The organism is Ruegeria sp. AG7 (assembly GCF_056541545.1).
The window spans coordinates 74,643-86,411 of the sequence record NZ_JBQFYP010000015.1 but is presented as its reverse complement, the minus strand read 5'-3'; the positions used below and the strand labels follow the sequence as shown (position 1 = coordinate 86,411).

Annotated in this window: 14 protein-coding genes; 11 read left to right on the top strand and 3 right to left on the bottom strand. The window is 55.6% G+C overall.

Going from position 1 to position 11,769, the window contains the following annotated elements:
- The 5 genes from ACR0BF_RS17075 to ACR0BF_RS17055 form a co-directional block, all read left to right on the top strand.
- Window positions 1-196 (top strand): hypothetical protein (locus tag ACR0BF_RS17075; RefSeq protein WP_480625380.1); only part of this gene is annotated, 196 nt, incomplete at its 5' end.
- A gap of 445 nt (window positions 197-641) precedes the next feature.
- Window positions 642-2,270: a peptide ABC transporter substrate-binding protein gene (locus ACR0BF_RS17070; protein ID WP_480607040.1), complete on the top strand. Its 1,629-nt coding sequence runs from the start codon at window positions 642-644 to the stop codon at window positions 2,268-2,270.
- Between the two features lie 66 nt (window positions 2,271-2,336).
- A complete protein-coding gene (gene oppB, locus ACR0BF_RS17065; RefSeq protein WP_209507493.1) occupies window positions 2,337-3,260 on the top strand; it encodes an oligopeptide ABC transporter permease OppB in 924 nt (307 codons plus the stop codon).
- Between the two features lie 10 nt (window positions 3,261-3,270).
- Window positions 3,271-4,200 (top strand): ABC transporter permease subunit, encoded by a 930-nt coding sequence (locus ACR0BF_RS17060; RefSeq protein WP_480478073.1) that lies wholly within the window; start codon window positions 3,271-3,273, stop codon window positions 4,198-4,200.
- A gap of 1 nt (window position 4,201) precedes the next feature.
- A complete protein-coding gene (locus ACR0BF_RS17055) occupies window positions 4,202-6,007 on the top strand; it encodes an ABC transporter ATP-binding protein (RefSeq protein ID WP_480520627.1) in 1,806 nt (601 codons plus the stop codon).
- A gap of 92 nt (window positions 6,008-6,099) precedes the next feature.
- Here the strand turns inward: ACR0BF_RS17055 and ACR0BF_RS17050 are convergent, their stop codons facing one another.
- From ACR0BF_RS17050 to ACR0BF_RS17040, 3 genes are all read right to left on the bottom strand, one after another.
- Complete coding sequence (locus ACR0BF_RS17050; RefSeq protein ID WP_480625379.1) at window positions 6,100-7,161, bottom strand: YeeE/YedE family protein; 1,062 nt, start codon at window positions 7,159-7,161, stop codon at window positions 6,100-6,102.
- A 42-nt stretch (window positions 7,162-7,203) separates the two neighbouring features.
- Window positions 7,204-7,512: a metalloregulator ArsR/SmtB family transcription factor gene (locus ACR0BF_RS17045; RefSeq protein ID WP_480478211.1), complete on the bottom strand. Its 309-nt coding sequence runs from the start codon at window positions 7,510-7,512 to the stop codon at window positions 7,204-7,206.
- A gap of 100 nt (window positions 7,513-7,612) precedes the next feature.
- Entirely contained in the window at window positions 7,613-7,987 is a 375-nt protein-coding gene (locus ACR0BF_RS17040; protein WP_480625378.1) for a hypothetical protein, read from the bottom strand.
- A gap of 80 nt (window positions 7,988-8,067) precedes the next feature.
- Here ACR0BF_RS17040 and ACR0BF_RS17035 point away from each other — a divergent pair, with 80 nt between their 5' ends.
- The 6 genes from ACR0BF_RS17035 (at window position 8,068) to soxA (ending at window position 11,751) form a co-directional block, all read left to right on the top strand.
- Window positions 8,068-8,808 (top strand): cytochrome c biogenesis CcdA family protein, encoded by a 741-nt coding sequence (locus ACR0BF_RS17035; RefSeq protein WP_480625377.1) that lies wholly within the window; start codon window positions 8,068-8,070, stop codon window positions 8,806-8,808.
- Between the two features lie 14 nt (window positions 8,809-8,822).
- A complete protein-coding gene (locus ACR0BF_RS17030) occupies window positions 8,823-9,401 on the top strand; it encodes a thioredoxin family protein (protein ID WP_480520688.1) in 579 nt (192 codons plus the stop codon).
- Between the two features lie 131 nt (window positions 9,402-9,532).
- Complete coding sequence (gene soxX, locus ACR0BF_RS17025) at window positions 9,533-10,009, top strand: sulfur oxidation c-type cytochrome SoxX (RefSeq protein WP_480607028.1); 477 nt, start codon at window positions 9,533-9,535, stop codon at window positions 10,007-10,009.
- A gap of 46 nt (window positions 10,010-10,055) precedes the next feature.
- A complete protein-coding gene (gene soxY, locus ACR0BF_RS17020; RefSeq protein WP_480520617.1) occupies window positions 10,056-10,472 on the top strand; it encodes a thiosulfate oxidation carrier protein SoxY in 417 nt (138 codons plus the stop codon).
- 34 nt (window positions 10,473-10,506) lie between these two features.
- Window positions 10,507-10,836, top strand: a complete 330-nt coding sequence (gene soxZ, locus ACR0BF_RS17015) for a thiosulfate oxidation carrier complex protein SoxZ (protein WP_480495914.1) — start codon at window positions 10,507-10,509, stop codon at window positions 10,834-10,836.
- Window positions 10,837-10,905: 69 nt separating this feature from the next.
- Window positions 10,906-11,751: a sulfur oxidation c-type cytochrome SoxA gene (soxA, locus tag ACR0BF_RS17010; RefSeq protein WP_480495916.1), complete on the top strand. Its 846-nt coding sequence runs from the start codon at window positions 10,906-10,908 to the stop codon at window positions 11,749-11,751.
- The last annotated feature ends 18 nt before the right edge of the window (window positions 11,752-11,769 follow it).

The window sequence follows — 11,769 nt, the reverse complement described above, 5'->3', positions numbered from 1 at the left end:
TCGCAAACTTATCCCGCCGCGACGCATTGAATTTGAAAGGCATCACAGCATCCCGCAGTCAAATCAAAGGACCAGCTACGCATCGGAAACGATTTGTGCAACACGCTCGTTCAGCTCTGCCCTGCCGGAAGACCACTTGCGAGAGGGGCTTGCAAAGCTCAACGTTCTGACCGGTGATATTCTAAACCACGCGTGACGGGTAACGGATTGCAGGATTGTTAAAACGTCGCCACTGATTCGCGCCGTTTTGGTTTGTCGGAGACCGGGATGCGGTTGCCATTCGGGCACGAGGGATCGTTCGGAACCCGCGTGGCTTCACGAAAATGTCACGAAAACCGGGCCGATCCTCAGAAAATTGCCAGCGACAGGTCGTTGGGGATATTTCTGCTTATGGTTGCTTGAAATTTCATCAAGGCTTTATCCCAGAGCCAAAAGATGTCACGGTTTGCGGCAGCGAAAGACAACTTTCGCAACTTCTTTACCGACAGAAACCAAGAAAGCTGCGACGCAGTGTTCCTTGCGAATTGGCAAAATCAAAATCGAAATGAACGAAGTCTCAGCGGGCGTCGGTCTAATCCGGCTGCTGCGTGCGACCCCGATCAAGTGGGGCCGCGCAGCGACGAACTTATGGGAGAGAAATCATGAACAGATACATTCGGAACTCAGTGGCGGGGCTTTTGTCGTCGACCATGATCACAGGTGCCGCGTTTGCCGCTGGCACGCATCCTGAAACCGGCGAAGCGCTGGCGGACGATCAGACCTTTACCTACCGCATTCTGGACGAGCACAGCTCGGTCGATCCGCAGGTTGTCGAAGACGTTTCCGGTGCTGAAATTGTACGTGACCTGTTTGAAGGGCTGATGAACCAGGATGAGGATGGCAATCTGGTTCCGGGCGTTGCAACAGGTTACACCGTCGATGACAGCAAGAAGGTTTACACCTTCACACTGCGCGACAATGCGAAATGGTCGAATGGCGACCCGGTAACCGCCGGAGATTTCGTTTTTGCATGGAAACGCGCAGTTGATCCGGCACTGTCCTCTCCTTACGCGTGGTTCATGGAGCTGATGTCGATCGAAAACGCTTCGGCAATCATCGCAGGCGAAAAGCCGATTGATGATCTGGGCGTCAAAGCCATCGATGACACAACCCTGGAAGTCACGTTGAGCGCGCCGCTGCCGTATTTCCCGCAGATGACGACGCATTCGACAACCTTCCCGGCACCTCAGAAGGTGATCGCGGAATTTGGTGACGAATGGACCAAACCGGGAAACATCGTGTCGAATGGCGCGTATGTTCTGACCGAGCACTTGCCGCAGGAACGTTCGGTCCGTGAGCGCAACGAGATGTACTGGGACAATGACAACACCATCATCGACAAGGTTGTGGCACTGGTCATCAATGATGAAAACGTAGCCCTGACCCGCTATCTGGCCGGTGAACTGGACCGGACCGAAGTTCCTGCCGGTCAATTCCCGCGTCTGCAAGAAGAGCATCCGGGCGAGGCCATCAGCTTCCCGCGCCTGTGCAACTATTACTACACGTTTAACGTGTCTGACAGCGGCCCTGAAGAATTCAAGAACCCCAAAGTTCGTCAGGCTCTGTCGCTAGCCGTTGACCGGGACATCATCACCAAGAACATCAAGGCCGGTGGCGAGCCGCCCGCGTATACATTTGTGCCAGAAGCAACCGCAGGCTTTACGGTTCCGGTCGTTGAAATGGCGTCAATGAGCCAGGCCGAGCGCGATGAGCTGGCCAAGGAACTGTTGGCCGAGGCCGGCTTTGGTGCGGATAACCCTTTGACCTTCTCGATGGTCTACAACACTTCGGAAGCCCACAAGAAAGTTGCTGTCGCGCTGAGTCAGATGTGGAAGCAAAAACTGGGCGCCAATGTTGAACTGGCCAACATGGAATGGAAAGTCTTCCTGGAAGAGCGGGGCAACCAGAACTTTGATCTGGCCCGCGGCGCGTGGTGTGGCGACTATAACGAAGCCTCAACCTTCCTTGACCTGTTGCAGTCGGATTCGGGTTACAACGACGGCAAGTATAACAATGCCCGTGTGGACGAGTTGTTGGCCGAAGCCAAAACTTCGGACGATCCGGCACCGCTGTACACCGAGGTCGAGCGTATTATCGCTCAGGAAACCCCCGTTATCCCGATCTATCACTATGCTGGTGTCTACATGATGGACAGCGATGTCGGAAACTGGCCGGTCAAAAACGTAGAGCAAAACTGGTATTCCAAGAACCTCTACAAAATCGCCGAGTAATCATCTTCTGACCATGACCTGCCCCGAAGTTTTCTTCGGGGCAGCGCCATCTATTGGGGGCATTGAATGCTTGCCTATGTCATTCGGCGGGTGCTGACCGCCATACCGACGATCCTGCTGCTGATCGTCGCCTGTTTCTTTTTGATGCACTATGCGCCCGGTGGGCCCTTTACCTCGGAACGGACATTGCCGCCGCAGGTTCTGGCCAATATCGAGGCGCGGTATGGTCTGGACCAGCCGTTGTGGAAGCAACTCTGGGACTATCTGTACAATATCGTTGTGCATTTCGATTTTGGACCGTCCTTCAAGTTCAAGGACCGCGATGTGAACGACATCATCGCGCAGGGCTTTCCGATCTCGCTGACCTATGGGTCGCTGTCCTTTCTGGTCGCTACTGTGGTTGGCATCGGGCTGGGGATTGCCGCCGCGATCCGGCACAACAGCTGGATCGACTACTTTGCGGTTGGGCTGGGGATTGCAGCGCAGGCGCTGCCCAACTTCATCATGGGTCCGATCCTGATCCTGACCTTCACCCTGTGGCTGGGATGGTTGCCCGGCGGTGGGTGGAATGGTGGTCAATGGCCCTATCTGATCATGCCGGTTATCGCCCTTGCGACATCTTACATGGGATCGATTGCACGGATCACCCGGTCTTCAATGCTGGAGGTTCTGAATTCGAACTTTATCAGAACCGCCCGTGCCAAGGGCCTGCCGACAAGAACCGTGATCTGGCGCCATGCGATGAAGCCGACCTTGCTGCCGGTCGTATCTTATCTGGGGCCGGTGTTTGTGTATGTGCTGACCGGATCCGTCTTTGTTGACATCTACTTCTCGACCGGTGGCCTGGGGCAGGCTTATGTCGGCTCGGCCTTGTCACGCGACTATGCCGTGCTGCTTGGGGTTACGATCCTCTATGGCGTTCTGACCGTTCTGGTAAACCTGCTGACCGATCTGGCCTATGCCTGGTTCGATCCGAAGATCCGCTACTGAGGGGTTGGATATGCTAGGAAAATCACAAAAAGCTGCGCATCTGGCCGAAGAAATCACCGATTATACAGCCGTTCAGGGGCGTTCGCTCTGGCAGGACGCGCGCATGCGCTTTGTACGAAACAAAGCAGCAATGGCCAGTGTGTTCATTTTGCTGCTTATCGTGTTGTTCACAATCCTTGGCCCGTATTTTGCGGTCTGGAGCAATGAAGAGATCGACTGGAATGTCATGGGCGATGTCCGGGGCATGGGAATGCCGTCGATGGAAACGGGTCACTATTTCGGTGTCGATGATCTGGGGCGCGATCTGTACAGCCGCGTCATTCAGGCTACCACGACGTCCCTGCTTGTGGGGTTGATCGGGGCGGCGACCGCTCTGATCGTTGGTACGTGTTATGGCATTACTGCCGGTTACTTTGGGGGTCGGACGGATGGCGCCATGATGCGTTTTGTCGACATCCTTCTGGCTATCCCGACAACTCTGATCATCATCCTTCTGCTGGTTGTTGCCGGGCGATCCTTCTTCACGCTTTTCATCGCACTGGGCGCGGTTGGATGGCTGACCATGTCACGTATCGTTCGCGGGCAGACGCTTGCCCTGAAGAACCGCGAATTCATCGAGGCTGCTCGCGCCGCGGGCGTCAGTGAATTCACGATCATGTATCGCCATATATTGCCTAATCTGCTGGGTGTCGTGATCGTCTATGCCTCGCTTCTGGTGCCCGAAATGATCCTGACCGAAAGCTTCATCTCATTCCTGGGTCTGGGAATTTCCGAACCTTACACGTCGCTGGGAAGACTGATCGCAGAAGGGGCGGGAACCATGGGCTATGGAACGCTGTGGCAATTGATGTTCCCGCTGACATTCTATGTCGCCATTATCATCACGATGTTCTTCATCGGCGATGGTCTGCGTGACGCTTTGGATCCGAAGGACCGCTGATATGAGTCTGTTTTCCGTAAAGAACCTGAGCGTCCGGTTTGACACCCCTGATGGTGTCGTCGAGGCGGTCAAGGATATCAGTTTTGATATCAATCCGGGCGAATGCCTTGGTATCGTTGGTGAAAGTGGATCCGGCAAAAGCCAGACTTTCATGGCCGCTATGGGTTTGTTGCCCTCTGCCGGACACGCCAGCGGGTCAGCCAAGCTGAACGGTCAGGAGATATTGAACCTGCCAGTGAACAAGCTGAACCAGATCCGCGGCGATGATGTTGGCATGATCTTTCAGGATCCTCTGACCGCTTTGACACCACATCTGAAGATTGGGCAGCAGATGCGCGAAGTGCTGCAGGTCCACGAGGGCCTGAAGGGGTCCGCGGCGCGCGCGCGCTGTCTGGAGTGGTTGGACAGGGTGCGAATTCCCGAAGCGGGCCGTCGTCTGGACCAGTTCCCGCACGAATTATCCGGCGGAATGCGGCAGCGTGTGATGATTGCGATGTCGATGCTGTGCAGCCCCAAACTGCTTATTGCGGACGAGCCGACGACAGCGCTGGATGTTACTGTTCAGGCAGACATCCTTGACCTGATGGTTCACCTGCAAAAAGATGAGGGCACCGCAATTGCACTGATCACGCATGACATGGGCGTCGTTGCGCGCATGTGCGACCGGGTTCAGGTCATGCGGATGGGTGAATTCGTCGAAGCCGGTGAAACACGCGCGCTGTTCCGAAATCCGCAACATGAATACACGCGGGCCCTGCTGGAGGCGATGCCCCGGATTGATTCCGGCGACGCACCGCGCGCTTTGGAAAAGGCCGAAGAACCCCTTCTCAAGGTCGATGATGTCAAGGTTCATTTCCCTATTCATGTCTCTGGCGGGTTGTTCGGGCGCAAGGTTCCGCTGAAAGCTGTCGACGGTGTCAGCTTTGATATTCGCAAGGGCGAAACTCTGGGTGTCGTGGGCGAATCCGGTTGCGGAAAATCGACACTGGCGCGCGCGGTCTTGCAACTGATCGAACCCAGCGCGGGCGGCGTCAGCTGGTTGGGCCATCCGATCGTCGGCTTGAAGCGATCCGAGCTGAACAAATACCGCAAGGACCTGCAGATCGTGTTCCAAGACCCGTTGGCCAGTCTTGATCCACGCATGACCATTTCAGCGTCGATTGCTGAGCCGCTGAAAACCTACCGCCCCGATCTGACGGACCGGGAACGCAAACAGATGGTCGCCGAGATGATGGAGCGGGTTGGTCTACAGGCCAACATGATCAACCGTTACCCGCACGAGCTGTCCGGAGGGCAGAACCAGCGCGTCGGCATTGCACGGGCGATGATCAACAAGCCCAGGCTGATTATCTGTGACGAAGCGGTTTCAGCGCTGGACGTTTCCATTCAGGCACAGATTGTCGAGCTGCTAAAGGAACTTCAGCAGGAATTTGGCCTGTCGATGATCTTTATCAGCCATGACTTGTCGGTTGTGCGTGCGGTATCGAACCGGATCATGGTTCTGTATCTTGGTCGGATTGTGGAAATGGGTGATGGAGAGGTGATCTGCTCGGAGCCGATCCATCCTTATACTCAATCACTGATCTCGGCCGTGCCGATACCGGACCCGGATGTAGAGCGGACGCGGCAGCGCCTAAAACTGCCGGGTGAGCTGCCATCGCCGCTGGATCCCAAAGCCGCGTTGCGGTTTTTGCCCAGCCGACTGGTCAACGGTCACAGCGACTATGTTCCTAAGCTGCAAGAAGTCGCACCAGACCATTTTGTAGCGGAACACGACACGCTGGATTCCATCATGGCCAATGGCTGATCGAAAGGTCTGTTGCAGGTTTTCGATGCTTGGTGCGTGTACCGAAAACCTGCGCAGGGACTGTTCGAAGAAACCGCAGCGTGTGGTGGGGCTTAACGTTCGGGAATGAAAGACAATCCTGACACAAGCTGTCGCAGGCCAAGAGCTGCTCCGGCAAAGATCGCCGCAAAGGTTATGGGCGCGCTATAGGCCAGCAGAGAAAAAGCGGAGATGCCTTGCCCGACACTGCATCCAACCGCAATTATTGCCCCGGGCCCCATTATCGCCGCCCCCAACATCTGCCGCTTAAGCTCACGTGGATCTTCGCAGGCTTCCCATCGGAAATGACCTTTTGACCATGACCCCAGGAAAGCACCAATCAGAACCCCTGAAACCGAACCGACCGCAAACGAGAGCGTGTTGCCTGAGGCGGTCATGAGATAGAACACGGTATCACCCAAAGGCGCGGCAAACGTGTGTGTCTGCAAGGTCTCACCGTCAAACCCGTGTGTGGCTACCCAATTGGTGCCAAGCCAGCCTGAAACGACTGCCAATCCGACCGCCGCACCCCAAAAAACCTGCGCAGGTGATTTACGAAAACGATCATTTGTCAGGGCAAACACTACTATGGCAGAGCCGACAAGCGTTCCTGTAACCCATGCAGGTATCGACGTCAGCCGTTCGGCAAGGAAGCTGACGCTTTGTGGATTACCGAGATCCATGGCTTCGGGAAAAAGCCAGATCCTGACATAGGCCAGAGGGCCGGACATGACCACATATGCGGAAAGGCCCACGATCAGGACAATGACGAATGACCGAAGGTCACCGCCGCCAAGGCGCGCGAGCGCGCCATAGCCACAGTTTCCGCTGATGGCCATGCCATATCCGAACATCATTCCGCCAATGACCGATCCGATCGGATTCCACGTCTGCGCAATATAGGTCGTGCTGAGTGGATCAATCCACCCTAACGCCATGCCCAAATGGCTGCCGACGATCGCAACACCAATCGCGACGGCCCACATACGCAGGCGCCGGTCGTCATTTGCATAAAGATAATCTTCAATCGCACCCAAGGTGCAGAACCGCCCAATGCGCGCGGCAAGCCCAAGTACAATGCCGCCGACCAGACCGACCAGCGCAACTGTATTGGCGTCTCCCAGAAGTTCGAACATGGCCAGTCTCCTCCCAAAGCTGGCGGTGTTTCTCTCGGGCTTCTACTTGTCCCGACAGAAAAGATTGTAGACGACTTCCAGAATCTGAGTCGACCGGTCGTCCGCCAATCTGTAGTAGATCGTTTTGCCTTCGCGTCGTGTCTTGACCAGCCCTTCAAAGCGCAGGCGGGACAACTGTTGGGAAACGGCAGCCTGTCTGGCCGACAGCATTTCCTCCATCTGCGTGACGGATTTCTCGCCAGATGACAAATAACACAGAATCATCAGCCGCCCCTCATGGCTGATCGCCTTGAGGAAATTGGACGCCGTCTGGGCGTTATCCATCATCCTGTCCAAGTCCTCGTCGCACATGTCCTTGGTGAACACGGGCAGTTTCGACTGTTTGTCCAACAAGATCCTCTCGCTTTCGTGGCTTCACGTATTCAAAACAGTATATGTAAATCCTGGGGATTTAACCAGAGCTCTCGATCATTACTCCGGCGTCACGTAGTAAAACACCCAATAGCCCCCAGAAAAAGTCTTCGCCAGGATAACCCTCGATCCGGCCGATTTCATGACCGTCCTCCAACAATACAAAGGTCGGCGTATAGAAAAGGGGCCGATCCAGGGTAATCCATTCGGGCGTGGATGCGTGGATGTCCGTTCGTTGCAATGGGGCAGCTTTACCTTCCGCTGTCAGCGGGTAGATTTCGGAAATTTCGGCGTCCCAGCGGGCGCACCACATGCACCCGTCTTCTTCCGCCATCAGCAACACCATTTCAGCCCGCGACGCAGCAGGCCAGATCAACAATGTGATGACGAACAATGTTTGAATTGCGTGACGCATCAAAAGCTCCGATTGACCGAGGTGATATATCTTTATTATTTTGAATGTATGAATAATAGCCTGTCAGGACGGATTTGACCATGCTCGACATCACGTTTGCAGGGGCTCTGATTGCGGGGCTTTTGTCTTTCCTGTCCCCCTGCATTCTGCCCATAGTCCCGTTCTACCTCAGCTATCTGGCGGGCGTCGGGATGGAGCAGATTTCGGCCGGTTCGACGATCACCCCGGATGTTCGCCGCCGGGCGACCCTGTCAGCGATAGCTTTTGCCGCTGGGATCATAACGGTCTTCATGGCGCTTGGGGCCACGGCGTCGATCTTCGGTCAGATGGTACGCGCGTATTTCGACATTCTGCGATGGATCGCTGCGCTCATCATCATCGCGATGGGCCTGCATTTTCTGGGTCTTTTCCGCATCGGCTTCCTGTATCGACAGTTTCGCGCAGACATCGGTGAGACGACAAATGTAAGCGTGATCGGGGCATATGTTCTGGGGCTGGCTTTTGCCTTTGGCTGGACGCCTTGCGTCGGGCCGGTTCTGGCGGCGATCCTGTTCACGGCGGCCGGAACCGAGACCGCCTGGCGCGGTGCCGCGCTTTTGTTTGTCTATGGGGTTGGCATGACGGCGCCGTTTGTTCTGGCAGCCTTTTTGGTTCGACCCTTCATGCAATGGATGGCGCGCTTCCGGAAACATCTGGGAATCATTGAAAAGGCGATGGGTGTCTTGCTGATTCTTTTTGGCGTCCTGATCGCGACCAATTCCATAAATCTAATCGCACAATGGATGCTGGATCACATGCCTTGGCTGGCGGCCATCGGCTAATTCGGGAGGACACCATGACACGGGTAATACTGTTCTTGATTACAGGGCTGTTTGCAGGGGCGGTTTCCGCAGCTGAACTGGGGGATGACGGTCTGCATAAAACGCCGTGGATGCGAGACACGTTCAAAGACCTTCGTGAAGACCTTGAAGAGGCGAGGGGGGAAGGTAAGCGGCTGGTTCTGTTCATTGAACAACAGGGCTGCATCTACTGCAAAAAAATGCATGAAGAGGTTTTCCCCCAACCCGACCTGTCTTCGTATATCGAAGAAAACTTCTTTGTCGTTCAGCTGGACTTACACGGAAGCACCTTGGCCACCGATTTTGACGGAGAAGAAGCCGAGCAAAGATCACTGATGCGCAAATGGGGGATTCTGTTCACCCCTACATTGGTTTTCTTACCGGAGGACGTATCAGAGGATGCCACAGCAATCGAAGCGGCCGTTGCGGTCATGCCCGGGGCGTTCTCGAAGGGAACGACCCTCGATCTTTTTACCTGGGTCAATGAAAAACGGTACGAGCTTGATAATGGGGAAGATTTTCAACGGTATCATGCGCGCCGCATTCAAGAGCGAAACAATGTTTCGCAAGATTGATGCGGCGCAATATAAATAAAAAAATTCATTAAGATGAATTTAATGTTGCGATGAACCCTGCCCGTCGACTACGGTACACAGAGGCTTTGGGTCGCAAAGCGCCATCGGCGCGGTAGCAAATGGGAGGGATCATGAAGCTGAGACACTTGACTTTGGCTTGTATCATAACAGGCAGTGCCGCCATCGCGGCAGAAACAGGACCAAAAGACGTACAGTTCGACGATTATGGTGCGATCGAGGCTTCATTGACCGGCGTCGATGGCGATGCGGCAAACGGTGCGATCATCGTGGGCGAGAAATCCAAGGGCAACTGTGTGGCCTGTCACCAGGTCACGGCCTTGGCGGATATTCCGTTCCATGGCGAAGTCGGTCCGCTGCTGGATGGGGCCGGGGATCGGTGGTCCGAGGCGGAGCTTCGAGGACTGGTCGCAAATGCCAAGATGACGTTTGACGGAACGGTCATGCCGGCTTTCTACAAGGATGACGGCTATATCCGCCCGGGCGACGCCTATACGGGCAAAGCCCCGTCAGGGCCTTTGACGTCAATCCTGACTGCACAGGAAATCGAGGACGTCGTCGCGTTCCTCGCAACCCTTAAAGAACAATAATCACGCTTTCAGGCGTGAATTCGTGAGGATCCAAAGGAGATTGAAAATGGAACTTTCTCGTCGCGAGACTCTGGCTCTCGGTCTGGGCGCTGCGGTCCTGACCCTGATGCCGTTCCGCGCAAATGCGGCTGCGGAAGACGCGATAGCTGCGTTTACTGGCGGTGCAGACATGGCCGACGGCGGTGTGACACTGACGGCGCCGGAAATTGCCGAGAACGGAAACACCGTTCCGATCGAAGTCAGCGCGCCGGGTGCGGCTGCAATCCTGATCGTAGCAGCCGGAAACCCCGAGCCCGGCGTTGCCACGTTCAACTTTGGCCCGCTGGCTGCTGCACAGGCGGCTTCGACCCGTATTCGACTTGCCGGAACGCAGGATGTCATTGCTGTGGCCAAAATGGCTGATGGCAGCTTTGCCAAGGCCTCGGCAACCGTAAAAGTGACAATTGGCGGCTGCGGCGGCTGATCGCCGCGCGCCCTGAAGAACAGGAGAACAACCAATGGCATCCGGTGTAAAACCCCGCGTCAAGGTTCCAAAAACAGCCGCTGCTGGCGAAGCAGTCACGATCAAAACGCTGATTAGCCACAATATGGAAAGCGGTCAGCGAAAGGACAAGGAAGGCAACGTTATCCCGCGGTCGATCATCAACCGATTCACCTGCGAGTTTAACGGCCAACTCGTGATAGACGTGGCCATGGAACCAGCGATTTCGACAAACCCGTACTTTCAATTCGATGCAACCGTGCCCGAAGCCGGGGAATTCGTCTTCACGTGGTATGACGATGACGGTTCTGTTTACGACACAAAAAACTCGATCGAGATCGCCTGACGGCTCGACCGCACTGGCAGATCAGCGCCGGTGGCGAAACCTGCGCTGATCACCCAAGGGAGGAACGCAATGAATAAAAAAGCACTCACGGCGATCGCGGCAGTTCTGGCATTCCCAGTATCAGTGGCCGCCGGACCTGACGAAGACAAGTTGGTGATCAACGAAGAATTGGAAATGGTTTCGGTGACCGAAGCCCCGGCCCATGTCGAGAACTTCGATACGATTTACTCGGGGTGGCATTTCAGGACCGATGAAACCCAGGCTTTGCAGATCGACGATTTCGACAACCCGGCGATGGTATTTGTCGATCAGGCCTCGGACCTGTACCAGACTGTCGATGGGGCGGCTGGCAAAAGCTGCGCGTCCTGCCACAGTGACGTGGAAAGCTTTGAGGGGTTGCAGGCATCTATGCCCAAGGTCGATGCGGAAACCGGCAAGCTGGTGGTAATGGAAGACCTGATCAACAAGTGCCGCACGGAACGCATGGAAGCGGACGCGTGGAAGTGGTCGGGTGCGGATATGCAGGGTGTGGTGGCATTGATCGCTCTGCAATCGCGTGGATTGCCCATGAATGTCGCCATTGATGGTGATGCGGCCCCGTATTGGGAGCAGGGCAAGGAAATGTACTACACACGATATGGTCAGCTGGAGTTGAGCTGCGCCAACTGTCACGAAGACAACTGGGGCAACATGATCCGGGCCGACCATCTGAGCCAGGGGATGGTCAACGGTTTCCCGACCTATCGTCTGAAACAGGCCAAGCTGATCTCGCGCCACAATCGCTTCCGCGGCTGTATTCGCGATACACGCGCTGAAACCTTTGCAGAAGGCTCGGACGAATTCCGCGCACTGGAGCTTTATGTAGCATCGCGCGGCAATGGGCTTTCGGTCGAAACGCCGTCGGTACGCCAGTAACAAAGAACCCGCGCCGGG